The organism is Trinickia soli (assembly GCF_002879855.1).
Lineage (GTDB): Bacteria > Pseudomonadota > Gammaproteobacteria > Burkholderiales > Burkholderiaceae > Trinickia > Trinickia soli.
In genome coordinates this window covers 55591-81869 of sequence record NZ_PNYB01000002.1, presented here as the reverse complement: position 1 = coordinate 81869, position 26279 = coordinate 55591, and the positions used below count along the sequence as shown (strand labels likewise).

The 26279-nt window shown below is 63.8% G+C and carries 24 protein-coding genes and 1 other RNA gene; 7 read left to right on the top strand and 18 right to left on the bottom strand.

Annotation, left to right across the window (positions count from 1 at the left end; all coding sequences use genetic code 11):
• Positions 1-265: 265 nt before the first annotated feature.
• The 7 genes from bamB to ndk all read right to left on the bottom strand — a co-directional run bounded on the left by bamB (position 266) and on the right by ndk (position 7942).
• Entirely contained in the window at positions 266-1411 is a 1146-nt protein-coding gene (bamB, locus tag C0Z19_RS02685; protein ID WP_102608260.1) for an outer membrane protein assembly factor BamB, read from the bottom strand.
• Positions 1412-1479: 68 nt separating this feature from the next.
• Complete coding sequence (locus C0Z19_RS02680) at positions 1480-2109, bottom strand: tetratricopeptide repeat protein (RefSeq protein ID WP_102608259.1); 630 nt, start codon at positions 2107-2109, stop codon at positions 1480-1482.
• Positions 2110-2167: 58 nt separating this feature from the next.
• On the bottom strand, positions 2168-3508 hold the full coding sequence (hisS, locus tag C0Z19_RS02675) for a histidine--tRNA ligase (protein ID WP_102608258.1): 1341 nt from the start codon (positions 3506-3508) through the stop codon (positions 2168-2170).
• Between the two features lie 17 nt (positions 3509-3525).
• Positions 3526-4818, bottom strand: coding sequence for a flavodoxin-dependent (E)-4-hydroxy-3-methylbut-2-enyl-diphosphate synthase (gene ispG, locus C0Z19_RS02670; protein ID WP_102608257.1), 1293 nt, complete (start codon positions 4816-4818; stop codon positions 3526-3528).
• A 101-nt stretch (positions 4819-4919) separates the two neighbouring features.
• Entirely contained in the window at positions 4920-6074 is a 1155-nt protein-coding gene (locus C0Z19_RS02665; RefSeq protein ID WP_102608256.1) for a RodZ domain-containing protein, read from the bottom strand.
• Between the two features lie 169 nt (positions 6075-6243).
• Entirely contained in the window at positions 6244-7401 is a 1158-nt protein-coding gene (gene rlmN, locus C0Z19_RS02660) for a dual-specificity RNA methyltransferase RlmN (RefSeq protein WP_102608255.1), read from the bottom strand.
• 115 nt (positions 7402-7516) lie between these two features.
• The gene (ndk, locus tag C0Z19_RS02655) at positions 7517-7942 is read right to left on the bottom strand and encodes a nucleoside-diphosphate kinase (protein ID WP_102608254.1); all 426 of its coding nucleotides are present in this window, start codon (positions 7940-7942) and stop codon (positions 7517-7519) included.
• 235 nt (positions 7943-8177) lie between these two features.
• On the opposite strand from ndk, the gene C0Z19_RS02650 reads away from it, so the two are divergent.
• Positions 8178-8876, top strand: coding sequence for a Bax inhibitor-1/YccA family protein (locus tag C0Z19_RS02650; RefSeq protein ID WP_102608253.1), 699 nt, complete (start codon positions 8178-8180; stop codon positions 8874-8876).
• A gap of 359 nt (positions 8877-9235) precedes the next feature.
• Positions 9236-9814 carry a hypothetical protein gene (locus C0Z19_RS02645; protein ID WP_102608252.1) on the top strand — a complete coding sequence of 193 codons (579 nt, stop codon included), beginning with the start codon at positions 9236-9238 and terminating at the stop codon, positions 9812-9814.
• 26 nt (positions 9815-9840) lie between these two features.
• On the opposite strand, the gene rlmD is transcribed toward C0Z19_RS02645, so the two are convergent.
• Positions 9841-11265 carry a 23S rRNA (uracil(1939)-C(5))-methyltransferase RlmD gene (gene rlmD, locus C0Z19_RS02640; protein WP_102608251.1) on the bottom strand — a complete coding sequence of 475 codons (1425 nt, stop codon included), beginning with the start codon at positions 11263-11265 and terminating at the stop codon, positions 9841-9843.
• A 53-nt stretch (positions 11266-11318) separates the two neighbouring features.
• Here rlmD and C0Z19_RS02635 point away from each other — a divergent pair, with 53 nt between their 5' ends.
• A complete protein-coding gene (locus tag C0Z19_RS02635) occupies positions 11319-12173 on the top strand; it encodes an endonuclease/exonuclease/phosphatase family protein (protein WP_102608250.1) in 855 nt (284 codons plus the stop codon).
• A gap of 117 nt (positions 12174-12290) precedes the next feature.
• Here the strand turns inward: C0Z19_RS02635 and C0Z19_RS02630 are convergent, their stop codons facing one another.
• The 5 genes from C0Z19_RS02630 to surE all read right to left on the bottom strand — a co-directional run bounded on the left by C0Z19_RS02630 (position 12291) and on the right by surE (position 16832).
• On the bottom strand, positions 12291-13094 hold the full coding sequence (locus tag C0Z19_RS02630; RefSeq protein WP_102608249.1) for a 3'-5' exonuclease: 804 nt from the start codon (positions 13092-13094) through the stop codon (positions 12291-12293).
• A gap of 63 nt (positions 13095-13157) precedes the next feature.
• The gene (rpoS, locus tag C0Z19_RS02625; protein ID WP_102608248.1) at positions 13158-14252 is read right to left on the bottom strand and encodes an RNA polymerase sigma factor RpoS; all 1095 of its coding nucleotides are present in this window, start codon (positions 14250-14252) and stop codon (positions 13158-13160) included.
• A gap of 11 nt (positions 14253-14263) precedes the next feature.
• Complete coding sequence (locus C0Z19_RS02620) at positions 14264-15238, bottom strand: peptidoglycan DD-metalloendopeptidase family protein (RefSeq protein WP_102608247.1); 975 nt, start codon at positions 15236-15238, stop codon at positions 14264-14266.
• 5 nt (positions 15239-15243) lie between these two features.
• Complete coding sequence (locus C0Z19_RS02615; RefSeq protein ID WP_102608499.1) at positions 15244-16077, bottom strand: protein-L-isoaspartate(D-aspartate) O-methyltransferase; 834 nt, start codon at positions 16075-16077, stop codon at positions 15244-15246.
• A complete protein-coding gene (gene surE / locus C0Z19_RS02610) occupies positions 16074-16832 on the bottom strand; it encodes a 5'/3'-nucleotidase SurE (RefSeq protein WP_102608498.1) in 759 nt (252 codons plus the stop codon). Before surE ends, C0Z19_RS02615 begins: the two co-directional genes overlap by 4 nt.
• A 141-nt stretch (positions 16833-16973) precedes the next feature.
• Between surE and C0Z19_RS02605 the strand changes: the two genes are divergently transcribed.
• Entirely contained in the window at positions 16974-17948 is a 975-nt protein-coding gene (locus tag C0Z19_RS02605; protein ID WP_102608246.1) for an NADPH:quinone oxidoreductase family protein, read from the top strand.
• A gap of 70 nt (positions 17949-18018) precedes the next feature.
• Here the strand turns inward: C0Z19_RS02605 and C0Z19_RS02600 are convergent, their stop codons facing one another.
• The 5 genes from C0Z19_RS02600 to ffs form a co-directional block, all read right to left on the bottom strand.
• Entirely contained in the window at positions 18019-19224 is a 1206-nt protein-coding gene (locus C0Z19_RS02600; RefSeq protein ID WP_102608245.1) for a CaiB/BaiF CoA transferase family protein, read from the bottom strand.
• 116 nt (positions 19225-19340) lie between these two features.
• Positions 19341-19937, bottom strand: a complete 597-nt coding sequence (gene recR / locus C0Z19_RS02595; RefSeq protein WP_102608244.1) for a recombination mediator RecR — start codon at positions 19935-19937, stop codon at positions 19341-19343.
• A gap of 84 nt (positions 19938-20021) precedes the next feature.
• Positions 20022-20348 carry a YbaB/EbfC family nucleoid-associated protein gene (locus tag C0Z19_RS02590; RefSeq protein WP_102608243.1) on the bottom strand — a complete coding sequence of 109 codons (327 nt, stop codon included), beginning with the start codon at positions 20346-20348 and terminating at the stop codon, positions 20022-20024.
• 133 nt (positions 20349-20481) lie between these two features.
• A complete protein-coding gene (locus C0Z19_RS02585; protein ID WP_102608242.1) occupies positions 20482-22794 on the bottom strand; it encodes a DNA polymerase III subunit gamma/tau in 2313 nt (770 codons plus the stop codon).
• 162 nt (positions 22795-22956) lie between these two features.
• Positions 22957-23055, bottom strand: an RNA gene (gene ffs / locus C0Z19_RS02580) — signal recognition particle sRNA small type.
• A gap of 342 nt (positions 23056-23397) precedes the next feature.
• Here ffs and trxA point away from each other — a divergent pair.
• From trxA to C0Z19_RS02565, 3 genes are all read left to right on the top strand, one after another.
• The gene (gene trxA / locus C0Z19_RS02575; protein WP_102608497.1) at positions 23398-23724 is read left to right on the top strand and encodes a thioredoxin TrxA; all 327 of its coding nucleotides are present in this window, start codon (positions 23398-23400) and stop codon (positions 23722-23724) included.
• A gap of 190 nt (positions 23725-23914) precedes the next feature.
• Positions 23915-25177, top strand: a complete 1263-nt coding sequence (gene rho / locus C0Z19_RS02570) for a transcription termination factor Rho (protein ID WP_102608241.1) — start codon at positions 23915-23917, stop codon at positions 25175-25177.
• A gap of 64 nt (positions 25178-25241) precedes the next feature.
• Positions 25242-26072: a M90 family metallopeptidase gene (locus C0Z19_RS02565; RefSeq protein WP_102608240.1), complete on the top strand. Its 831-nt coding sequence runs from the start codon at positions 25242-25244 to the stop codon at positions 26070-26072.
• The last annotated feature ends 207 nt before the right edge of the window (positions 26073-26279 follow it).

Here is a 26279-nt window from a genome sequence, read left to right as displayed (position 1 = left end):
CGCCCGCCCATCGAATGACGAGCTACGAGAACATCGGCGTTTCAATGCGCCGCGTGCGGCGCAAGCTGGCATAGCGCGCCGGCGATCGGCGCCGCCCGCCGGCTGCGCGAGCCGATGCCCGCGCGATGCCGCTGAAAAATAATCAAGATACATCGGAGCCCGGCGTTCCGCGCACCCGTTCGCCGGCCGCAGATCCCGCGCCAGCACTCAAACGGCTGCGGCCGGCTGAGCCGGCCCGCAGTCTCCACGCTAGGAATCGCCGCGCCTAGCGCGATACGAACCCGTACAGGTCGCCGTCGTGTGTTTGCACGATCAGCGTATTGTCCACTGCCACCGGCGCAGCCGTGATCGCACTGCCATCCGTTTTGGCTCGCGCGAGGAACGAACCGTCGTCACGCGACAGGAAATGGACAAAGCCCTTGTAATCGCCGACCACCACATTGGGCCCCAGCAGATACGGCCCGCTCAAATCGCGATTCTTGAGCTTGTCGTTCTTCCAGAGCAGATTGCCCGACGTCACATCGAACGCTTCCAGCACGGACCAATCGTCGGGCGCAACCACCACTTTGTTGTCTTCCGCAAGACCGCTGACGCCTGAAAACGGCTTCTCCCAGACGGGCTGGCCGTTGTTGGCATCGAAGCAGCTCAGGCGCCCCTGGAAGGTCACGGCGCACGCCTGGGCGCCGACGAGCGTCGGTGCGCCCGTTACGTCGTTGATCCGCTCCACTTCGGTCACGCCCTTTGGAAACGACACCGGCGCTTGCCAATAGTCGTCGCCGGTCTTCAGGTTGATCGCCGCGAGCGAGCCCCCCGGGAACCCTGCCAGCACCGCCGCCTGACCCGCGAACGCCATGCCTGCGGACACGCGCAGGTTGAGCGGGACGGCCCGGTTGTGATACTGCCAGCGCAATTCGCCGGTGGCCGCGTTGAAGGCATTGATCTGACCGTCGATCGTACGGACGATCACGTAGCCGTTGCCGACGAGCGGCGGGGATACGATTTCGCCCGGTACCGACGTCTTCCAGAGCAGCTTGCCGTCCGAGCCGATCACCTGCACACCGCCTTTCTCAGCGCCGACCGCGGTGTATGTGCCGTCGCTACCGACACCCGCCGTCAGGTCGGTGTGCAGCTTGGCGCGCCAGATGTCCTGCCCGGTCTTGCCGTCGATCTTCGCCACGGTGCCGTTGCCGCCAGCCGCATACACGGCATCGCCGACGACGACGGGCGAGAAGAAGTAACGGCCGGCCTTGCCGACGCTCGCCTTCCAGGCCCGCTCGACATTGAAGACAGGCTTGAACTCGGTAAGCGGCACCGGATTGCGGCGTTCGTCCTTGGTGGACGAGCAAGCGGCCATCGCGAGGACGGTCATCGCGCAAGCGACGGGCACGGCGATACGTTTCAGCAAATTCATCGGTGAGCGAAGCTTCGTCAAAGGTTGTTCAGGTAAAGGCGGTCAGCTGCAGCGCCGGCAAGCGCCGCTCAGCCGCCAAGCGCGTCGAGCTTGAATTGGACGAGCTGGCGTGCGGACGGATCGCTCTTGCCGAGCGACGACAGCGCGAGCTGGTAGGCGCTACGCGCCTCAGCCCGTTTCCCCGCAGCCGCCAGCAAATCGCCACGGCGATCGGCTACCGCGCCTTGGAAGCCTTCGGGTGGCGTGCCGTCGAGCAATGCGAGGCCAGCGTCGTAGGACTTTTCGTCAAGCAGCACGGCGGCAAGCCGCAGCTTCGCGACTTCTTTGTACTCGTCGTCCCGGGCGTGATCCACGGCCCACTGCAATTGCGCCTTGGCGCCGGCCACATCACCGGCTTCGTAAAGCGCCTTCGCCGCGGCAAGCGCAGTCATCTGGCCGTAGGCTGTGCCGCCGTAGCGCGACTCCATGTCGCCGGCGTCGCGTACGACAGCCGCCTTGTCTTTCGACGCGACAGCCTGCTGGACTTGTTCATAGAGCACCGCGGCCTGCGCGGCCTGACGGCGCTGCCAGAAATTCCAACCGTTCCATGCCGCTGCGGCGACAAGCGCCACGAGGACGATCCAGGTGGTCTTATCGCCCCATTGCGCCCACCAAGCCTTGAAGCTTTCTATCGATTCTTGTTCGTCGTGATAACTCATCGCCAAGCGATTCCTTCTTGTCTCGCGCCGTCGTTAGTCTTACGCGGCGACGGTTGCGTCAGTCGTCGCCGTCTTCGGCGGTTGCAACCATCGCATTGATTAGAAATTCGGTCAAGTTTTCAACCGGCACCGTTCGCTGTTCGCTCTTTTCGCCCGCCGCCGCCGCATCGCGCAGCGGCTTGACGCCGACCGTGCCGTTGGCAACTTCGTCTTCTCCGAGAATGACCGCGAACGCCGCACCGCTCGCGTCGGCGCGCTTCATCTGCGACTTGAAGCTCGCCGGTGCGCCGTCGACGCTGCAATGCAGGATGACGTCGAGCCCCGTATCGCGAAGACGCTCGGCAATGACGAACGCCTGCTCACACGCGCGCTCGCCCTGATGGACGACGTAGACGTCGCATCCCTCTTCCTGCGGCACGAGCGATTCTTCCTTCAGCAATTCGAGGATACGCTCGACGCCCATCGCCCAGCCGCACGCGGCCGTGGCTTTGCCGCCCAACTGCTCGATGAGCGGATCGTAGCGGCCACCGGCGGCGACCGTGCCTTGCGCCCCGAGCTTATCGGTCACCCACTCGAACACGGTCAGGTTGTAGTAATCGAGACCGCGCACGAGACGCGGATTGATCGTGAAGGGAATATTGTTGGCCTTCAGCAAGCGCTGCAGCCCGTCGAAGTGAGCACGCGAGACGTCGCCGAGAAAGTCGATGAGCTTCGGCGCATTTTGCGCGATCTCCTGCAGCGCGGGATTCTTCGTGTCGAGCACGCGCAGCGGATTCGTATAGAGCCGACGCTTGGCGTCCTCGTCGAGCAAATCGACATGCTTTTCAAGATAAGCGATCAATTCGACGCGATGCGCCGCGCGCTCTTCCGCCAAGCCAAGCGAATTGATTTCGAGACGGATGCCGGTCAGGCCAAGGTCGTCCCACAGACGCTGGCACATCAGAATGATTTCGGCGTCGGTGTCGGGTCCCGCAAAGCCGAGCGCCTCGACGCCGACCTGGTGAAACTGACGATAGCGTCCGCGCTGCGGGCGCTCGTGACGGAACATCGGTCCGATGTACCAAAGCCGCTTCGGCCCGTCGTACAGCAGGTTGTGCTCGATGGCCGAGCGCACAACGGCCGCGGTATTTTCAGGGCGCAGCGTCAGATGCTCGCCGTTCAGCGAGTCGACGAAACTGTACATCTCCTTTTCGACGATATCGGTCACTTCGCCGATGCCGCGCGTGAACAGCTGCGTGTGCTCGACGATAGGCGTGCGGATGTTCTGATAGCCGTACGCACGCAGCATCGACTTGACCGTCGATTCGAAGAAATCCCACAGCGCGGCATCCTGCGGGAGGATGTCGTTCATGCCTTTGACGCCTGCGAGCTTCTCGAGCTTTCTCTTCTGTTCTGTCATCGTTGTTCGGTCGACTTTTAGTTTGCGACGCTCGTGCGGCCATAGCGGCGCTCGACGTAATCGCTCACGATTTGCTGGAATTCCTCGGCAATGCGCTCACCGCGCAGCGTTTTCACCTTTTCGCCGTCGATGAACACCGGCGCCGCCGGATTTTCCCCGGAGCCCGGCAAGCTGATGCCGATATTGGCCTGCTTCGACTCGCCAGGCCCGTTGACGATGCAGCCCATCACCGCAACGTGCATCTTTTCGACGCCAGGATATTCGTCGCGCCACACAGGCATCTGCGCACGCAGGTACGACTGAATTTGCGACGCCAGCTCCTGGAACAATGTGCTTGTCGTGCGGCCGCAGCCGGGACAGGCGATAACCATCGGCGTGAACGAGCGCAGCCCCATCGTCTGCAGGATTTCCTGGCCGACGATGACCTCGCCCGTGCGCGACGCGCCGGGCTCAGGCGTGAGCGAAATGCGGATGGTGTCGCCGATCCCTTCTTGCAGCAACACGCCGAGCGCGGCCGTGGACGCGACGATGCCCTTCGAGCCCATGCCGGCTTCGGTCAATCCCAGGTGCAGCGCGAACTCGCAGCGACGCGCGAGCTCGCGGTAGACCGCGATCAGATCCTGCACGCCGCTGACCTTGCACGACAGGATGATCCTGCTGCGCGACAAACCCAGTTCGACGGCGCGCTCGGCCGAGCCGATCGCCGATTGAATCAGCGCCTCGTACATCACGCTTTGCGCTTCCCACGGCTCGCTGCGAGCCGCGTTTTCATCCATCATCCGCGCGAGCAGATCCTGATCGAGGCTGCCCCAGTTCACGCCGATGCGCACCGGTTTGTCGAAGCGGATCGCGGCTTCGATCATTTGCGCGAATTGCGTATCGCGCTTCGCGCCCTGGCCGACATTGCCGGGATTGATTCGATACTTCGAGAGTGCTTCGGCACAGGCCGGGTGATCGCGCAACAACAAATGGCCGTTGTAGTGAAAATCGCCGACGAGCGGCACCGTGACGCCCATGCGATCGAGCTGCTCTCGAATGGCGGGAACGGCTTGCGCCGCTTCGGGCGTATTGACGGTGATGCGAACGAGCTCCGAGCCGGCCTGCGCGAGCTCTTTCACCTGAATCGCCGTGCCGATGGCGTCGGCCGTATCCGTGTTCGTCATCGATTGGATGCGCACGGGGGCATCGCCGCCGATCGTCACAAGCTGGCCGCCCCAGCGAACGTCGACCGCGTGCGAGGCGCGACGCTTCGCGGGACCGCCGAAAACCGGCACGGAAGAACAAATCTGACTAGTGCTGTCGGTAGGCATCGAAAGACCCTTGAGTCCTGGTTACGCTGCGCGCGCAGCACCGGCCAGCGGCTGCGCGCCCGATTGGGAAAGCCGCGGCGCGCCGCCGTGGCGTCGAAACGTTACGGCAACGTGAAACGTGCAACGTTGCCCTTGTTGGGACCGAACCTGGCTGCGTCGACGGCTTGCCCATCGAGCGTCATCGATTCGAGCCCCGCGCGGTTGCCCGCGGTGACCTTGAACGGCGGCGTACCGGTGACTTCCTTCGTGTCGCCGGCATGAACAAGCCCGGAAAACACTTCCTTGCCGCTCTTGTCGCGCACGCTGAACCAGCTATCTTGCGTGACCTTGACCGCGATCGTCGACGCCCCCGAAGCGGGCACCCCTGCCGTCGCCTGCGAGGCTGCCGCGGGCTGGGCGGCCGGTGCCGAAGCTGTCGCGGCGCTCTGCGCACCCGCTTGCGGCTCAACCGAGGCGCCGGACGACGGCGCCGACGCTGTCGTCACCGGCGGCGCTGCTTCAACGATCGCCGGCTGCGACGCGGTATGAGGCGTTTCCAAATGCGTGATCACTGCGCCGCTCGTGTCCTGCGCGGCAGCAGCGACGCCCGAAGCGGCCGCCGGCTGTTCGCCGACCGGGCCCGCTGCCGTCACGGCTGTCACGGCCGTACCGGGCGCAACCGCTCCCGAGGCAGGGCCGGCGGGATTGGCCGCCATCCCGCCCGCGCTGGCCTTCAGCCGTGCCAGCCACGCCGACGAGTCGCCGCCTTGACGCCACATCGCCAGCGCGATGAGAACGATTACGCCTGCTGCCACCCCCCACCACCAGGACCGATGTTTCGGCGCACCACCGAGCGATACCGAGACGCGCCCACGCGGCAGATCGGCCCCCATCGAAGCGGGCATCGACAAATCCGGCTCAGCCTCGCCTTTGACGCGCCGCAGCGCCTGCGCCAGCGGCTCCGGATCGGTGCCCAGCATCTTGGCGTAACTGCGGATCACACCGATCGCGAACGTCGTACCGGGCAGTTGACTGATGTCGCCGGCTTCGAGCGAACGCATCTTGTTCGGCGACACTTTCAATCGCGCGGACACGTCGTCGACGGACCAGCCCTTCGCTTCCCGCAATTGAGCAAGTCGAGCTCCGACCGCGGCAAGCGAATCGAGCGGCGTGTAAGCGGCGCCCGGCGCAGTCTGGGGCGCGGTGCCTACCTCGGCGCCTGAACGCCTTGCGCTCGTCTGTGTGCCTTCTGATTGCGGATGCTGCGATTCGCTCATCCCTGATCCTCGCGTCGATTCTCTTTTTCCACTTCGCGCCTCGCCGAGCCGACTCGATGGCCTCGCTGCGCGAAGCATCCATCTGGTCAACGCCCGGCGGGCGCACCCCCTTCCTGCCGCATGCCGCTCAAGGCGACATGCCCTCCTTACCGCACGGACCGCGCAGGCCTCAGCGCACGGGCCGCACTTCGATGATCTTGTTCGTCCGGCCTTCCGTGTTTCGTCCCATCCGTTCCGCCACACGCGTCCGATCCTTTACGGCGCCCGCCAATTGGCCGCAGGCGGCGTCGATGTCGTCGCCGCGCGTCTTGCGCACGGTGGTAACGATGCCCGCATCGATCAGGATCTGTGCAAATCGCTTGATCCGCTCGGACTTGGAGCGAACCAGCCCGGACTCCGGGAACGGGTTGAACGGAATCAGGTTGAACTTGCACGGCACGTCAGCCGTCAGGGCCAGCAACTCGCGTGCGTGCGCGTCGCTGTCGTTCACGCCGTCGAGCATGCAGTACTCGAACGTAATGAAATCGCGCGGGGCCACTTCGAGATAGCGCCCGCACGCGGCCATCAATTCGCGCAAAGGATACTTCTTGTTCAACGGCACGAGCATGTCACGCAATGCGTCGTTCGGCGCGTGCAACGATACGGCAAGCGCGACCGGCAAATCGGCGCCGAGACGGTCCATCATCGGCACCACGCCCGAGGTCGACACCGTCACGCGACGGCGCGATAACCCGTAGGCGTTATCGTCCAGCATCAAGCGCAGCGCCGGCACGAGCGCATCGTAATTGAGCAACGGCTCGCCCATGCCCATCATGACGACGTTCGTAATGACGCGCTCGCCCTTGCTATCCGGCGCATGCGGACGGCCCAGCGCAGCGCGCAGCGCGAATTCGGCCATGCGCAACTGACCGATGATTTCGGCCGTGGTCAGATTGCGCGAAAAACCCTGTTTCCCCGTCGAGCAAAACCGGCAATTGACGGCGCAGCCGGCCTGCGACGACACGCACAGCGTGCCGCGCGTCTCTTCGGGGATGAACACCGTCTCGACCGCGTTGCCGTTGCCGACATCGACGAGCCACTTGCGGGTGCCGTCGCTCGACACGTGATCGCTGACCACGGGCGGCATCACGATCGCCGCGCGATCCTTGAGCTTCGTGCGCAGCGATTTCGCGAGATCGGTCATGCCGTCGAAATCGGCGGCGTTGTACTGGTGAATCCAGCGCTGCAATTGCTTGGCGCGAAACGGCTTCTCGCCCAGGCTGTTGCAATAGGCGACCAGACCTGCGGCATCGAAGTCGAGAAGATTGACGGGAGTACTGCTCGTCATGTCGGATCCTGCTGTTCCAAAACGGAGCGCCTGATATCGCCGCGCGTCAAACGCGCCGCAACGCCAGGCGACCCGGGCGCGCCAAGCATCGTTACGCGGACGTCTCGCCCGGCGATCAGCGCGAGTAGACGTTGATTTCCGGGAAGAAGAAGGCGATTTCCACGGCCGCCGTTTCCGCTGCGTCCGAGCCGTGCACGGCGTTGGCGTCGATGCTGTCGGCGAAATCGGCGCGGATCGTGCCCTTCTCGGCCTTCTTCGGATCCGTTGCGCCCATCAGGTCACGGTTCTTCAGAATCGCGTTTTCGCCTTCGAGCACTTGCACCATCACCGGACCCGAGATCATGAAGTCGACGAGGTCCTTGAAGAACGGGCGTGCGGCATGCACGGCATAGAACTTCTCGGCGTCGGCGCGCGAGAGTTGAGCCATGCGCGACGCGACGATCTTCAGGCCCGCGTTTTCGAAACGGCTGTAGATCTGGCCAATCACGTTTTTCGCCACTGCATCGGGCTTGATAATCGACAGGGTACGCTCGATCGCCATAAAAACTCCAAAAAATTAAGGGGTTACAGATTCTAATGAATCTGCAATTGTAGCATGTTCCGGTGTATGATTGCGACCAAACCCTTACACTGACGAAAGGTGGTGTAAAAAGCGTCTGTGCGCTTGAAACTCGCGCCCACCGGACCGATCTTAGGAAACGGGTAAGCTATATGTTCGGCTCGTCGCCGGCAATTCGGCAAACCTGGTTCGAATGCGTTTTACGCAAGGAGAAAGCATGAACGACTATCCGTACAACGTCGCCCGCGGCGGCGCCGTCGGCTCGGCCGCCGTCCGCAACCGGGTGCTACGGAATACCTATTGGTTGCTGGCGCTGTCGATGGTGCCGACGGTGATCGGGGCATGGATCGGTGTCGCGACCGGCTTCTCGCTGTTCGCCGCGACGAGCCCCGTGATGAGCATGTTCGCGTTCCTCGCGATCGCGTTCGGCTTCATGTTCGCGATCGAGCGCACGAAGGAAAGTTCGGTGGGCGTGCTGGTGCTGCTGGGCTTCACGTTCTTCATGGGCCTGATGCTCTCGCGCATCCTGACGATCATCCTGCACTTTTCGAACGGGCCATCGCTGATCATGCTCGCGTTCGGGGGCACGGCCGTCATCTTCGCGGCCATGGCCACGATCGCCACGGTCAGCAAGCGCGATTTTTCGGGCCTCGGCCAATGGCTCTTCATGGGCGTGATCGTCATCATGCTCGCAGCCGTCGCGAACATGTTCCTGCATCTGCCGGCCTTGATGCTGACCGTGTCGGTGCTCGCGATCGTGATCTTTTCCGCCTACATGCTGTTCGACGTTCAGCGCGTGGTAAACGGCGGCGAAACGAACTACATTTCGGCAACGCTCTCGATTTATCTCGATCTGTACAACGTCTTCGTCAACTTGTTGTCGTTGCTCGGCATTTTCGGCGGCAACCGGAACTGACGATTCAGGGGCGGCAACGCCCTTCGCGTCGAAAGCCGGCATGCAAGTGCCGGCCTCGCCCGATTCATGCAAGCCCCCGCACGGCCTGGCGCCGCGGGGGCTTTCTTTTTATGGCTCGCCGCCTGCTCGCTGCCCGACAATCTCAGTAAGTTCGCGTTGCCCGGTCAATCACGAGACAGCTACGATCGACAGATTGCCGAATCGCCCGGCTTTCAGCCTGCGATCCGTCCGATACAGCCCTGTCATTAGCCGATCCGCGAATCCCGTCAGATCCCGTGTCCGCCACACCCTGCATTTCGCACGCTGGTGCCCCTCGATGGGGCGCGCCATGGAAGCAACGCGGCAGCCCGAAGCGTCGCTTGACTGTCGGCGGCACGCTGATCCTGGTCAGCTCGCTGCACGCGCTCGCATGGTGGCTGCTGAACACGCCGAAGCAAGAGACGGATATCCGCCACACCCAACCGGGCCGTCAGCCGCTTGTCGTCTCGCTGATTGCACCACTGCGCCCCATCATGGCGCCGAAAGCGACGAACGCTCGCGCAGCCGAAAACCGACGACCCTTGCAGCGCCCCGCTCAGCCGGTACGTACGGCGCCGCCCAGACCCGCGCGGTTACCACCCTCCGCAACAGATCACTTCGACGAGCCGCCGCATTCTGCGACCTCTGCCGCCGTCGCGCCCACGGTGAATTGGCAAAGCGCACGGGGCGAGATCGGCACGGCGCGCTCGTACCGCTACGGCAGCAACGCCGAGCGCGCCACTGCTGCGATGGGCGCCGGCTCGGCCAGTCTGCCACCAGCACCGACACAGAGCGAATTTGAAAGACAAACAGCAAAGGCGGCGAAGGCCGATTGCCGCGAGGCGCACGCCAACATGGGCTTGCTGGCGTTGCCGATGCTGGCCTACGACGCGCTCGACGATTCGGGATGTCGCTGGTAGCCCGGTACAAGCACCACCGGCAAGCGTTACTGACGCTCGAACAGCGCGATCGATTCGACGTGCGACGTATGCGGGAACATATTGACGACACCCGCGCCCTTCAGCCGATAGCCAGCCTCATGCACGAGCAAGCCCGCATCGCGTGCGAGCGTCGCCGGGTTGCACGACACGTAAACGATCCGGCCCGGCAGCGACCCATCACCGCTCTGCGCGATTTCAGCCAGCGCCTTCGACACGGCGAGCGCACCTTCGCGCGGCGGGTCGATGAGGAATTTGTCGAACGGGCCGAGCGAACGCAAGTCGTCAGCCGTCACGTCGAACAAATTGCGGCAGGCAAACGAGGTATGACGGTCGACGCCATTGATCTTTGCATTGGCGAGCGCACGAGTCGTCAACGCGTCGCTGCCCTCGATGCCGACGACTTCGCGTGCCATCCGGGCGAGCGGCAGTGTGAAGTTGCCGAGGCCGCAGAACAGATCGAGCACGCGGTCGGAGCGGCGCGGCGCAAGCAAGCGCAAAGCGCGGCCCACAAGCACCCGGTTGATCGCATGATTGACCTGCGTGAAATCGGTGGGCTTGAACGGCATGCGGATGCCGAACTCGGGCAGCGTGTAATCGAGGTCGACGTCGAGCGGGTAAAACGGCACGGCCGTGTCGGGCCCTTTCGGTTGAACCCAGAACTGCACGCCATAGGAATCGGCGAACGCTCGCACCTGCGCTTCGTCGTCCGCGGTCATCGGTTCGAGCACACGTAACACGAGCGCCGTGACACTCGTGCCGACGGCCAACTCGATTTGCGGCAAGCGGTCACGGATCGACAAGCCCTCCACGAGTCGGCGCAGCGGCACGAGCATTGCGGAAACATGTGGCGGCAACACTTCGCAGCTCGTCATGTCGGCAACGTAGCTGCTCCGTTTCTCGTGGAAACCGACGAGCACACCGCCCTTCTTCGCAACGTGGCGAACGGTCAGCCGCGCACGATACCGATAGCCCCATGACGGCCCGTGGATCGGCCGGAACACGGTTTCGGGCTTGACCTTCGACAAATGCCAGAGGTTATCCTCGAGCACGCGCTGCTTGATCGCGACTTGTGCGCGTTCGTCGAGATGCTGCATCGAACAACCGCCGCAGACGCCGAAAAAACGGCATTGCGGCGCCGCGCGCATGGGGCTTGCACGCAAGATGTCGACGACATGAGCCTGCTCGAAGCTTGCTTTCTTGCGGTAGCTCGAATAGGTGACGCGCTCGCCCGGCAGCGCGCCTTCGACAAAAATGACTTTTCCGGGCTCGCCGTTCTCGGTCGTCAACCGGCCGACGCCTCGCGCCTCCACGTCGAGCGAGTCGATTTCGATAATGGGGGCACGGACGGTTTCGGCGGGCGCAACGCCGCGCTCGCTACGACGCGCGATACTACGAGGGGATTCGGACACCTGCGGTTTCCTGGCAGACATGGGACGAAAGGCGAGATTGTAGACGAACCGGGCAATGCAACGGAGGGTGAGTCGTGAAGCTCGTGAGTTGGAACGTGCAATGGGGACGCGATGCCGGCGGTCGCGTCGATCTCGATCGAACGCTCAAGGCAGCGAGGCGCCTCGCCGATTTCGATGTCATCTGCATGCAGGAAATCACGCGAGGCTTCGGCGTCCTGCCGGGCGGACCGGGGCCAGACCAGTTTGCCGAAATCGCGCAGGCGCTGCCCGGCTACACCGTGCTCGATGCGATCGGCGCCGATCTGCCCTCGCTCGACGGCTCGCCGTCACGGCGACAGTTCGGCAATGCGATCGCGACGCGCCTGCCCGTTTCGCTCGTCCTGCGCCATTCGCTGCCATGGCCCGCCGACGCGAGCGCGCCCTCGATGCAACGCGTTGCGCTCGAAGCGGTCGTCGAAACGAGCAGCGGACCGCTACGCATCCTCGTCACCCATCTCGAATTTTATTCGCTTCAGCAGCGCCTGGCCCAAGTCGATGAGCTTCGGCGATTGCAGTTGGAAGCCGCCGATCACGCCGCCCACCCGGCGGCGGCCGAGAATGCCACGGGTCCGTTCGCGCCGACTTCGCGGCCCGTCAGCGCGGTCGTCTGTGGAGATTTCAATAGCAGGTTCGACTCCGAGGCGTATCGCCGATTCATCGCGCCGTTGGCGGGCGCACCCGGCTTCATTGACGCCTGGACGACGCTGCACCCGGGCCAAACGCCACCGCTCACTGCCGGTGTCTACGATACAAAACAGTGGAGCGACGGCCCGATCACCTGCGATTTCGTCTTTGTCACGGAGGATTTGCGCGCCCGCCTACGCAGTTGCGAGATCGACGGCGCCACCCAGGCATCGGATCATCAGCCGATCGTGCTCGAACTCGACTAGTTCGTCTCACTCGTTCGTCTGACTCGTTCGACTGGCCCCAATCGGCACACGTGAAACCCGCCCCTCGAAACCGTCAAACGACGGCGATAGGGATCGCGGCGCAGCTCGACCCTTTTTTCAGCCCGGTGCGCCGCCCGGCGCTGCCGTATCGGCAAAAGCAGCCAGATATTCGGCCCAATGGGGCGCGCTCTCTTGCGCGAGCGATTGCTTGACGAAGGCGATTTCGTCGGCGTACTCGTCAGGCGAAAACGCTCCCCGCATCAATTGAAAACGACAGTAGAGCAAGTAGGTGTTGAGGACGTCCGTCTCGCAATAATTGCGAATTTCTTCGATGCGGCCTTCGCGGAAAGCGGTCCAGACCTGACCGCCGTCCATCCCCAGCTTGCCCGGAAAGCCGCAAAGCTTGGCCAGCGCATCCAGCGGCGCATTGGCGCGCGCCTGGTACATGGCAAGCACGTCCATCAGATCGGTATGCCGGGCATGATACCGACTGATGTAGTTATTCCATTTGAAGTCGCGGTCGTCTTCGCCCAAATCCCAATAGCGCGAAGCGGAAATCCCATGGATGAGCGCGCGGTAATGCAGTACGGGTAGGTCGAAACCGCCCCCGTTCCAGGAAACCAGTTGGGGCGTGTACTTTTCGATGACTCGATAGAACGACTGGATCAGCGCCGCCTCGCCATCCTCAACGGTACCGAGCGAGCGCACGCGCAATCCGGTGCGGTCGCGAAAGACGCACGAAATCGCAGCCACACACTGCAGGTGGTGCGGCAGAAAATCGCTGCCGGTCTTTTCGCGACGTGCCGCGAAGGCGTGGTCGGCCACTTCGGCATCGCTCATCGAAGCGGGCAGATCGTCGAGCCGGCGGATGCCGGCGACATCGGGGATCGTCTCGATGTCCAAAACGAGAATCGGAGTCATTAACCTGGGAGTTGTTCGCGGGTAGAGCGGGTAGACGGGGTGGAGCGCGCTTGCACGGCCACCCTATAAGACAGCATCCTTGCGTACGCCGTTGGACGCGAAGAAGCGTTTCAGGCGCACCAGCGCTTCCTGCTGAATCTGCCTCACCCGCTCGCGCGTGAGGCCCATTTCATCGGCCAGTTCTTCGAGCGTCGCCGGCTCGATGTGGTTGAGGCCGAAACGTCGTTCAATCACATGCCGATGCTTGTCCGACAAACGCGACAGCCAGGCGCGCGTCAATGTCTCGAGTTCCCGGTGCTGCACTTCGGCGTCCGGCGATTGGCTCTGGTCGTCCGACAATAGATCGAGCAGGCTACTGGCCGGATCGAGATCGAGCGGCGCGTCGAGCGAGGCCGTATGCTCGTTGAGCGCCAGGATATCGGTGACTTCGTCTGTGGTCTTGCCCGTCAGGTATGCAATGTCGTCGATGCTGGCATCGCGCCGTTCTACGGGCTCGCCCGAATTCATCGAATTCTTTTCCAGGTGTCGCTTGGCCCGCAGCACCTGATTGAGTTCGCGAATCACATGCACCGGCAGCCGAACCGTGCGCGCCTGATTCATGATCGCGCGCTCGATGCTTTGGCGGATCCACCAGGTGGCGTACGTGGAAAAGCGGAAGCCGCGCGTCGGATCGAATTTCTCGATGGCGTGCATGAGCCCGAGATTGCCCTCCTCGATCAGATCGAGCAAAGGCACCCCGCGATTCAAGTAGCCTTTGGCGATACTGACGACAAGCCGCAGGTTGCGCTCGATCATCACCTGACGCGCTTCGAACTCCCCGGCTTTGGCGAGCCGCGAATAGCGCTGCTCCTCCTCGACCGTCAGCAGCGGCTTGACGCTGATGCGGTTCAGGTAGTGCTGAATCGTATCGGCCGTCAGTTCGGCCTGCAAAAGTGCCCGAAAATCGTCCGGATCGGGCCCGGGCTCCGCCGCCTCTTCCCGCCCCTCGCCCTCTTCGGACTCGCGAGCAGACGACTCGGGCTCGAAATCGGTTTCGGACTCCGTCGTTTCGTCCTCGGGCTCGGTCGTCGAAGCGCCGGCGTCATGCACCAGGTCGGGCGTGACGCGGCTGAGCGTGTCCGTTTCGGCTTGCTGCTTGCGGCGCTTCGATGTCGGCATGGTCGTATCGCTTATTGCGGCGGCAAGTATTTCATCGGATCGACAGGTTTGCCCTGTCGGCGGATCTCAAAGTGCAGCATCACGCGGTCGGAATCGCTGTTGCCCATCTCGGCGATCTTCTGCCCCTTCGTCACCGCGTCCCCCTCTTTTACCATCAAAGAGCGGTTGTGTGCATAGGCGGTGAGATACATCGCGTTGTGTTTGATGATAATGAGATTGCCGTATCCGCGCAGCCCATTTCCCGCATAGACGACCCGACCGTCGGCCGCGGCCTTCACTGCCTCGCCCGGCGTGCCTCCGATATTCAAGCCTTTGTTGCTGTTGTCGTCGAACGTATTGACGATGCTGCCATGCACGGGCCACGCGAAAGTGATGGTGCTTTCCCCCGCGCCGGCAGTCGACGCACCCGCGGCCGGGCTTGCGGCAGGCTGCGGCGGAATCGTCGTAGCCGTCGAGCCCGGTCCCGCTCCGTAGATCGGCGGCACCGTGGCGTTCGCCGTGGCGGCCGACGCGGCGGCGGCAGCCGCCGTCGGTGGTGTCAGCGGCGCGCCTTGTACCACCCCGCCGTTCGTAATCGGAGCGGTCGCGACGCCCGGGGTCGTCGTCGCCGTGTTCGCCCCAGGGGGCGCAACGCGCAGCAATTGGTCGACTTCGATCTGGTTCGGATTCGCCAGGTTGTTCCAGGTCGCGATATCGCGATAGTTCTGGCCGTTTTCGAGCGCGATCCGATAGAGCGTATCGCCCGGCTTCACACGGTAGTAGCCCGGCGGGGGCGGCCCTTGTGGGATGGCCGGCTGCGACGCGCCAAACGGCGTGGCTGCCGATGCGCCCGTCGAAAGCGCGCTCGAGCGGTCGACGACAGGCGCCTGATCGAGCCGCGTCGCGCACGCGGCGAGCGTAGTGAGGGCAAGCGCACAGATGACGCGCTGAGCGGCTGTCAGCCGCGCCTGTTCGTTGTTTGTTTGCATCGCGCGCAACGTAAACATCGGTGTCAAATCACTCCGGATTTTAAGGGGACAAAGAAAACGCGATCAAGACGAGACTCTCGCCATTGGCTCGGCGCCACACGCTCGACGAGCGTCAACACCTGAGCCTGCCCGCTCTGCGAACCGACCGGCGCAACCAGCCTGCCACCGACGGCCAACTGTTCGAGCAGCGCCTGAGGCACATCGAGACCGGCCGCCGCGATGACGATCGCATCGAACGGCGCGACGGCCGGCAGTCCCACGCGCCCATCGCCATAGTGCAGTCGAATGTTCGGCACCCGCAGCGGACGCAGGTTCAACTTGGCGCGTTCGTAGAGCGGCTTGATCCGTTCGATCGAATAGACGTCGCGCGCTATGCGTGCAAGCACGGCAGCCTGATACCCGCAACCGGTGCCGATCTCCAGCACGCGATCGAGCGGGCGGCCTGCGGCGGCGAGTTCGAGCATACGCGCCACGACCGACGGCTTCGAGATCGTCTGCTGGTGACCGATCGGTAGCGCCGCGTCTTCATAGGCCTGCGCCGCCAAGCCCGGATCGACGAACATATGGCGCGGCACCGCCGCTATCGCATCGAGCACCCGCGCATCGGCAATGCCGTTGCCGCGCAGCCGTTCGACCATGCGCTCGCGCACCCGTTCCGAGGTCAATGCAAGCGCGCTCGCGAGCGGGACATTGGGCGCCCCCATTTTGTCGGCAGCATGCGACGCGAACGTGTCAACGCGACGCGCCGCCCCCTCGCGGGCAGCAAGCGGTTCGCGCACGCGTTCCGTGGCGCCGCGCGGCTTGCGTTCGAGATCGGCAAGCCCAAGTGGAAAGCGCTTGGCGCGTTCGCCCGTCATGAATCGCGACGCCCGGCGCGTGCCCACTCGCGCGTAGCGGTCATCATCTGCGTATGGGTGAGATCGAGCTGCAGCGGCGTAATCGAGACACGGCCGTTCGCGAGCGCGTGGAAGTCGGTGCCTTCGGTGGCGTCGAGCGCCTCGCCCGACGGCCCGATCCAGTAGATAGGCTCTCCGCGCGGGTTCGTTTGCCGAATGACGGGCTGAGACGGATGTCGCTTGCCCAGACGCGTCACTTCCCACTCGCCCAGCTCGCCGTACGGCCGGTTCGGAATGTTGACGTTGAGCAGCGGATGCGACGGCAGCGGTTGCGCCAAAAAGTGACGAACGATATCGGCCGCCACGCGCGCCGCGTCCTCCAGATGGGCCCAGTCTTTTTCGACGAGCGAAAACGCGATCGACGGCACGCCGAACATCACGCCTTCGGTGGCGGCTGCGACGGTGCCCGAATAGAGCGTGTCTTCGCCCACGTTCTGGCCGTTGTTGATGCCTGAGACGACCAGATCGGGCTTGTGATCGAGCATCCCGGTAAGGGCGATGTGGACCGAATCGGTGGGCGTGCCGTTCACGTAGTAAAAACCGTTGGCCGAGCGCCAGACCGAAAGCGGACGGGCAAGCGTCAGCGAGTTCGATGCACCGCTGCAGTTCTGCTCGGGCGCCATCACCGTGACTTCGCCCAGCGGCTTGAGCGCGTGATAAAGCGCCGCAAGCCCGGGCGCGAGATAGCCGTCGTCGTTGCTCAGTAGGATTCGCATGCGGCGATTGTAACCGAGGACCGACAGCGCCTCTACGATCGTGCGACTGTGTTCGCTTCCGCTCGCAAAGCTTTGAAAAGGCACGGTCGTTCGACGTCGGCTACACTGCCCGCATGTCGATCAATTCGCAAGGAAACGGTTATGCGCTCCATTCGCTGCCATCAGTACGGACCGCCTGAAACGCTCGTCGTCGAAACCGTGCCCGATTTGCAGCCGGGGCCGGGCGAAGTCGTCATCGACGTAAAAGCGGCCAGTGTCAATTTTCCCGACGTTCTCGTGATCGAGAACAAGTATCAGTTCCAGCCGCCCATGCCGTTTACCCCCGGCTCGGAAGTCGCGGGGGTCGTGCGAGCCGTGGGCGCCGGCGTTGCGCACTTGCGCCCGGGTATGGCCGTGGCGGCATTTACGCGCGTCGGCGGCTTCGCCGAGCAGGCGCTTGCGCAGGCGCAAGCCTGTATGCCGTTGCCGGACGGCATCGATTTCGCCGTCGCGGCTGCATTCACTCTGGCATATGGCACTTCGCACCACGCCATTGTCGACCGCGGTGCGCTATGCGCCGGTGAGACGATGCTCGTGCTGGGCGCCGCCGGCGGCGTCGGGCTCGCTGCCGTCGAGATCGGTAAAGCGCTCGGCGCGCGCGTGATCGCGGCGGCCTCGAGCGACGAAAAGCTCGCCGTCGCCCGCGAACACGGCGCCGACGCCACAATCCGCTACGACATCGAAGACCTGCGCGAACGCCTTCGGGAACTCACCGACGGCCGCGGACCGGAAGTCATCTATGACCCCGTAGGCGGCGCCTTTGCCGAGCCCGCTTTCCGCAGCATCGGCTGGCGGGGGCGATACCTCGTCGTCGGCTTTGCGAGCGGGGAAATTCCAAAGCTACCGCTCAACCTCGCACTGCTCAAAGGTGCGAGCATCGTCGGTGTCTTTTGGGGAGAATTCGCGAAACGCGAGCCGCAGCGTAACGCGCAAGCGTTCGAGGAACTCGTGCATTGGTTGCGCGAAGGCAGACTTCGCCCTCACATCAGCGCCCGCTATCGATTGGAGGAAACTCCGCGTGCGTTGGCCGACATGGCGCAGCGGCGCGTGACGGGCAAGATCGTCATCACGCCGTGAGGCGGCAGGCCGGCCGCCCATTCCAATCGCCTCTCAGGAAGGCGGCCGTTGGAACCACGCCGGTTAGCCGCTAAACGATCTTGCGCTCGCGCAGGCTTTCGATCGCCACGGCGTCGTAGCCGAGCGATTGCAACACCTCGTCGGTATGCTCGCCCAGTTCCGGGCCGAGCCAACGCGTGCCGCCCGGTGTCTCGGACAGTTTCGGCGTAACGTTCGGCAGCGCGATGTCGAGGCCATCCTGCCATTTGAAATGCTCGATCATCTTGCGCGCGGCGAACTGAGGATCGGCGAACATATCGGCGGCACTGTAGATGCGGCCGACCGGGACATCGGCGCGGTTGAGCACGTCGAGCGCTTCATCGATCGTGCGCTCGGCAAGCCAGAGCGCAATCGCATCGTCGATCTCGCGCGTGCGCGGCACGCGGCCGTCGTTGTGCGCGAGTTCCGGGTCTTCGGCGAGATCGGGACGTTCGATCGCCAGCATCAGGCGCTTGAAGATCGGATCGCTATTGCCCCCGATCACGAGGCTGCCGTCCTTGCAGGGGTACGTGTTCGACGGCACGATGCCCGGCAGCGAAGCACCGGTTCGTTCCCGCACGGCGCCATAGACGCCGTATTCAGGCACGATGCTCTCCATCATGTTGAAGACAGCCTCGTAGAGTGCCACGTCGACCACCTGCCCTTTACCCCCGTTCGCTTGCCGGTGGTGAAGCGCCATCATGGCGCCGATCACCGCATGCAGTGCGGCAATCGAATCGCCGATGGAGATGCCGATACGCGGCGGCGGCAACTCGGGGTAGCCCGTGATGTGCCGCAGCCCGCCCATCGCCTCCGCGATCGAACCGAAGCCGGGCCGATCGCGATAGGGGCCGCTCTGGCCATACCCCGACAGCCGCACCATCACGAGACCGGGATTGTCGGCGCTCAACACGTCATAGCCGAGCCCGAGTTTTTCCAGCAGCCCCGGCCGGAAGTTTTCGACGACGATGTCCGCCTCGCGCGCGAGTTGCTTGAGGATGTCTTTGCCCTCCGGCGCTTTGAGGTTCAACGTCACCGATTTCTTGTTGCGCGCCTGCACAGCCCACCAGAGCGACGTGCCGCCGTTTTCCGGATACAGCATGCGCCACTTGCGCAGCGGATCGCCGCCGTTCGGATCTTCGATCTTGATCACGTCGGCGCCAAACTCTCCGAGAAATCGTGCAGCGAACGGCCCTGCGATCAGCGTGCCGAGTTCAAGCACCTTGACGCCCGCGAGCGGGCCAGCCGATACGCTCATGTCGATCTTCTCCTTTTCCAGATCCTTCGGGGACAGCCAGCCTGCATCCCGGCAACGATGCGTCTGCTCTTGGCCGCAGCCAACGAAAGCGACGACTGATGCAAGGAAGCAAGCCGCTATAACGCGCGCCGGTCGAGCACGGCGCGTGCAATCGTGCCGGCGTCGACGTACTCGAGCTCGCCCCCCACCGGGACGCCGCGAGCCAGCCTCGTGACCGAGAGTCCGCGCGCCTTGAGCGTTTGCGCGAGATAGTGCGCCGTTGCCTCGCCTTCATTCGTGAAATTCGTCGCGAGCACGACTTCCTTGACGACGCCGTCCGAAGCCCGTTTGACCAGCCGGTCGAAGTGGATTTCCTTCGGGCCGATGCCGTCGAGCGGACTCAGGCGCCCCATCAGGACGAAGTACAGACCTCGATAGGTCAGCGTCTGCTCGAGCATGATCTGATCGGCAGGCGTCTCGACCACGCACAGCAGCGTCGGGTCGCGCGACTCGTCGCCGCAGACATCGCAGATGCGCGCCTCGGTGAACGTATTGCACTTTTCGCAATGCCGCAGATGCTCCGTCGCGAACAGCAGTGCCCGGCCGAGGCGCTCGGCTCCCTCCCGATCGTGTTGCATCAGGTGATAAGCCATGCGCTGTGCGGACTTGGGTCCGACACCGGGCAGTGCGCGCAGCGCTTCGACGAGCGCAACGAGAGCGGAAGGCTGTTTCATGTCAGTCGGTACGCGCCCTGAAAGCTGCGCCCCACGGACTGTTCTGGGGCGCCTTCCTTCGGGCATCGGCTCCGGTTCAACCGATCAGAACGGCAGCTTGAAACCGGGAGGCAACGGCAAGCCCGAGGTCATGCCGCTCATCTTCTCCTGCGCCGTCGCTTCCGCTTTGCGCACGGCGTCGTTGAATGCCGCCGCGACGAGATCTTCGAGCATCTCTTTGTCGTCGGCGAGCAGACTCGGGTCGATCGACACGCGACGCACGTCGTTCTTGCAGGTCATCGTCACCTTCACGAGGCCGGCGCCGGATTGGCCTTCGACCTCGATCTGCGCGAGCTGCTCCTGCATCTTCTTCATGTTTTCCTGCATCTGCTGGGCCTGCTTCATCAGCCCGGCGAGTTGGCCTTTCATCATGGATATGCTCCTTCGATCGTATGGTCGTTGCGTGTGCGGCGCCTCGCATCGATGCGATGCCGCCAATGGGTTGTTTGGAAGAGCGTTCTATCGTTCGTCGGGAGGCGCTGCCTCGGCGTGCCGTGTGGCGGCCTTAATGCGCGCCGGCGCCGGCGTCGATATCGGGCGCGATCGGCTTCACCGAGCCCGGCACGATACTCGCGCCAAAGTCGCGAATCAGCGATTGCACAAAGGGATCGGCGCCGATTTCGCGCTCGGCCTCACGTTGGCGCTCGGCACGCGCGGCGGCCTCGAGCACGGCCGCAGTGCGGCGCGCCGGCCCGACCGTGACGCGAACGTCGAGGGCTTTGCCAAGCCGTTCGGCGAGCGCGCCCTTCAGCTTCGCGACCTGCGTGGCGTCCGCATACTGCGGCACCGGCACACTCAGCACCAGCACCTCGCCGTCGAGTTCCGTCAATTCGCTGTTGAACGCGAGCTGATGCGCGACACCTGTGAGACCCAGGCTCACGGCCAGCGCCGGCCAGTCGCCGGCAAAGCCGACGGCGTCGAGCGCGATCGGCGGCGGCAGCTTGCTCAAATCGACGGCCGGCGTGGTCGGCACAGCCGACGCATCGATGCGCACGTCGTCAGGCCCCGCCCCGAACACGGGAACGAAGCCGTCGTCCGGCGGACCGGCGAAATAGTCGTCTTCCGATGACGGCGGCGGATAGTCGTCGAGCGGTGGCATGTCGTCCCACGGAGCCGGCACGGCCGACGCGCCGGACGACGCAGACCGGTCGGGTTGCGGCGGCTGCGCCTCCGGCCTGCGGGGACGCGGCGTGGGCACGACGACAGGCGTACGCGGCGGCGCTGCTTTGACCGGCGTGGGCGCGGGCGCTGCCGACGTGGCCGCCGTCCGGCCGCGATCCGTCGATACGCGCAAGCCTGCGTTGCGCAGGACGTCGAGTGCGGCGCTTGCCCCGCCCATATGCGGGCGCCCTTCGACGTCCGGCTTCGGTGGCTCCTGCTCCTGCTCCTGCTCCTGCGCAGCTTGCGGCTCGGCAGCGCGCTGCGCGGGCGACGCGCCGGTTCGGGAAACGTCGGGCGATGCGGTTGGCGTAGTGTCGATGGCGGCGGCTGCGAGGGTCGTCACCCTTTCCTGCCGCTCGAACGCAGCGGAAACGTCGGCAGCGGGCTGACCGACGCCGACGTCAACGCCGCGCGGTGCGGCGCGCGGCGTCGGTACTGCGCCGACGTTTTGCGCGGCGCCGCCTGAACTGCCCTGCGCCATGACGGCGCTGCGGCGACCGGCGCCGGCATTCGATGCACTCGCGGGTCCCCCGCTTTTCTGCGTCGGCCCTGCGGGCCCCGACCCCGGCGGCAGCGCGGGCTCAAACGCCAGCATGCGCAGCAGCGTCATCGTAAAGCCAGCGTACTCGTCTGGCGCCAGCCCGAGCTCGGCGCGCCCAAGCGTCGCGATCTGGTAGAACAACTGCACCTGCTCGGGCTCGAGCGCCTGCGCAAAACGCCGCAGATCACCCGCCTCTGGCCATTCGTCGAGCACCGATGCGGGGGCGAACTGCGCCCAGGCCACGCGGTGGAGCAGGCTCGCGAGATCTTGCAGCGCAGTGGAAAAAGAAAGGCTGCGCAACGCCATCTCATCGGCGACGGACAACACCAGCGCGCCATCCCCGGCGACGATCGCATCGAGCAAGCGGACCAGGTAACTTTGGTCGAGCGCGCCGAGCATGCCGCGCACGGCCTCCTCGGTAACCTGATTGGCCGAATAGGCGATCGCCTGATCGGTCAGCGAGAGCGCATCGCGCATGCTGCCCTCGGCTGCGCGCGCGAGCAGCCGCAGCGCCTGGGGCTCGAAAGCGATCTGCTCTGCCGCGAGAATCCTTTCGAGATGACCGACGATATGGCCGGCCGGCATCTGCTTCAAATTGAATTGCAGACAGCGCGAAAGCACCGTGACAGGGATTTTTTGCGGGTCGGTGGTGGCAAGGATGAATTTGACGTGCGGCGGCGGTTCTTCCAGCGTCTTCAGCATCGCGTTGAAGGCGTGGTTCGTCAGCATATGCACTTCGTCGATCATATAGACCTTGAAGCGCGCATCGACCGGCGCGTAGACCGCGCGCTCGAGCAACGCGGCCATCTCGTCGACACCCCGGTTGCTCGCCGCGTCCATCTCCACATAATCGACGAAACGCCCTTCATCGATCTCGCGGCATGCGCGGCAGACGCCGCACGGCGTGGCTGTAATCCCTGTCTCGCAATTGAGTGCTTTGGCAAAAATGCGCGACAACGTTGTTTTGCCGACACCGCGCGTTCCGGTGAACAGATACGCATGGTGCAGACGCGCGCCATCGAGCGCATGCGTGAGCGCGCGAACGACGTGTTCCTGTCCGACGAGCGAAGCGAAATCCCTCGGTCGCCACTTGCGTGCGAGAACTTGATAGGTCATCGCGAAATTGTATCAGCAACGATGCGGCGCCAATGCAACGATGCGCGCGGAACAACGCACATCAAAACGGCCGATGACGGCGAAATACCAGGGGAAACACCAGGGCAGATGCGCGGGGAAATACGAAGGAAGAGAAAAGGAAGAACTGAGAAGGAAAGCGAAGGTGACGAGCCTGACCCTCGGCACTGGTGGAAAACGGCTGTGGCTGCTTCGTTCCCGACCTGACCAGGTTGACCGCCCCTCCATGCGAGGAGGCCCGTCACGTCGCATTCTATCATCGGTTCACGCGGCGCGCGACAGGCACCCACGTTTTTCTCGCAGTCTGCGTGCTATCGAGCGTGGCGACGCCCGCGTGTGGCCGCGCTCGTATCAGCGCTATCGGTTTGCACGAGGCATAGCAATTTGGGCTAATATGACAAGCAGACGACCCGCAATCGCGAGCCCTGGCATCGAATGGCCCGCGAGCTTTCCGGCCAAAGCCAGCGCCGTTCCCGTTTCCAGGTATACCCGGCCGGTCGCGCGCGCTCGGAACGATCTCCCGTTTTGGTGTATCGTGGCGAGCAATTTCAGACGCGGGCCTCGAACCCGAAGAGGTACTTTTACATGAGCGAACAAATCAAGCACATCAGCGACGCATCGTTCGAACAGGACGTGGTGAAGTCCGACAAGCCCGTGCTTCTCGATTTTTGGGCCGAATGGTGCGGCCCGTGCAAAATGATCGCCCCGATCCTCGATGAAGTCGCGAAGGATTACGGCGATCGCCTGCAGATCGCGAAGATCAATGTGGACGAGCACCAAGCGACGCCGGCGAAATTCGGCGTGCGCGGCATCCCCACGCTGATCCTGTTCAAGAACGGCGCGGTCGCGGCGCAGAAGGTCGGCGCGTTGTCGAAGTCGCAATTGACGGCGTTCCTCGACAGCCATCTGTAATCGGCGCGCGCCAAGCCTGTTGCAACTGGGCAACAGGCTTGGCGCGCGGCACAGCGTCCGTCTGAACGGGTGCTGGCCTGTGCTATGCTACAATCATAAGACTTCAAGACGTATAAGTCCCTGAGCGGTTCCGCTCAACTCTCCTCCCATATTTCTTTTCGTCGCATCTTCTCCCCGGCGGGATTCCTGTATGCATTTATCCGAGCTTAAGTCTCAGCACGTGTCTCAATTGATCGAGATGGCGAATGGCCTCGAGATCGAAAGCGCGAATCGTCTGCGCAAGCAAGAGCTGATGTTCGCCATCCTCAAGAAGCGCGCCAAAACCGGCGAAACCATATTCGGCGACGGCACGCTCGAGGTACTGCCCGACGGCTTCGGTTTCCTGCGTTCGCCGGAAATGTCGTACCTCGCGAGCACGGACGACATCTACATCAGCCCCTCGCAAATCCGGCGTTTCAATTTGCACACGGGCGACACGATCGAAGGCGAGGTCCGCACGCCGAAGGATGGCGAGCGCTACTTCGCACTCGTGAAGGTCGACAAAGTCAACGGTCAGCCTCCCGAGGCCTCGAAACATAAGATCATGTTCGAGAACCTCACGCCGTTGCATCCGAACAAGCCGCTTCTGCTCGAGCGCGAAATGCGCGGCGAGGAGAACGTCACGGGCCGCATCATCGATATGATTGCGCCCATCGGCAAAGGCCAGCGCGGGTTGCTCGTGGCGTCGCCGAAGTCGGGTAAGACCGTCATGCTTCAGCACATCGCGCACGCGATCAAGCAGAACCACCCCGATGTCGTCCTGTTCGTGCTGCTCATCGACGAGCGCCCCGAAGAAGTGACGGAGATGCAGCGATCGGTGGCCGGCGAAGTCATCGCCTCCACGTTCGACGAACCCGCGACGCGTCACGTCCAGGTGGCCGAAATGGTCATCGAGAAAGCGAAGCGACTCGTCGAGATGAAGCACGACGTCGTCATTCTGCTCGACTCGATCACGCGTCTCGCCCGCGCGTACAACACGGTCATCCCTGCTTCGGGCAAGGTGCTCACGGGTGGTGTCGATGCGAACGCGCTGCAACGTCCGAAACGCTTCTTCGGTGCGGCGCGCAACATCGAGGAAGGCGGCTCGCTGACGATCATCGGCACTGCGCTCATCGAAACTGGCAGCCGCATGGACGATGTCATCTACGAAGAGTTCAAGGGCACGGGCAATATGGAAGTGCACCTCGAACGTCGCCTCGCCGAAAAGCGCGTGTACCCGTCGATCAACCTGAACAAGTCCGGCACGCGCCGCGAAGAACTGTTGATCAAGCCCGAGATCCTTCAAAAGGTCTGGGTGTTGCGCAAATTCATCCACGACATGGATGAAGTCGAAGCGATGGAGTTCTTGCTTGACAAGGTTCGCCAGACGAAGAGCAACTCCGAGTTCTTCGATATGATGCGCCGCGGCGGCTAAGGTTTCAGGCGCCGCTTTCTTCGAGTCACGAAGGCGGCGCTCATCGACGACAGCCTCTCCACCGATGCTCACTAGGTTCACGCGCTGGCTCGACTCGCGCCGTCGCGAACGTGCGCTGCGCGAGCACGCCATCGACGATGCGCTGTGGCAAGCCACGCTCGAGCGCCTGCCTTTTCTCGCTCAGCTCGGTCCCGCCGATCTCGCGCGGCTGCGTGAGACGACAAGCCTGTTCATCGCGCAAAAGGAATTCTCGACGGCCCGCGGCCTCGAGTTGACCGACGAAATTGTCGTCGGGATCGCGGCGCAGGCCTGCCTGCCCGTCCTGAATCTGAGCCTCGATCTCTATCGCGGCTGGGTGGGCGTGATCGTCTACCCCGGCGAGTTCATCATCCGCAAGACGGTCGAAGACGAAGACGGCGTCGTGCATGAAGTCGAACACGATGCAAGCGGCGAAGCGTGGGAAGGCGGTCCCGTCATCTTGTCCTGGGAAGACGCGCAACTGACCGACGGGCGCGATGCCTACAACGTCGTGATTCACGAGTTCGCCCACAAGATCGATATGCTTGGTGGCGAAGCGGACGGTCATCCGCCCCTCTTTCGTCGGTGGCACGCTCCGCTCGACGCGCAACATTGGGCCGATGTGTTCGATCATGCCTACGACGCATTCTGCGCACGCGTCGACGCCGTTCCGCGGCGCCGATGGGCGCGCTTCGAGCGCGAATCGCTGATCGATCCCTATGCCGCCGATCACCCGTCCGAGTTTTTCGCCGTGTGCAGCGAAGCGCTGTTCGTTCAACCGCAGGCATTCGAGGCGGAATACCCCGAACTCTATCGGCTGCTCGCGCGCTATTACCGCCAGGACCCGGCGCGCACGGGCGTCCTCGCCGGCGCGTGAGCGCAGGCCGGGCGCGCCCGCTCCAAGGGCCACGCTGCCCGCCAGCGGCGATGCAATAATTCGTCAACCAACTGATTTTCTGGCATAATCGCCGTTTTTCGACCTTGGGCAAGTGGCTCGCGCTTTCGGCTCGCCGTCAGTTCGCTCTCCTCAGAGCGGCGCTCTGTGGCGATGCAGCGTGGGTTGGCTACCGCCAGACTAAAGGAA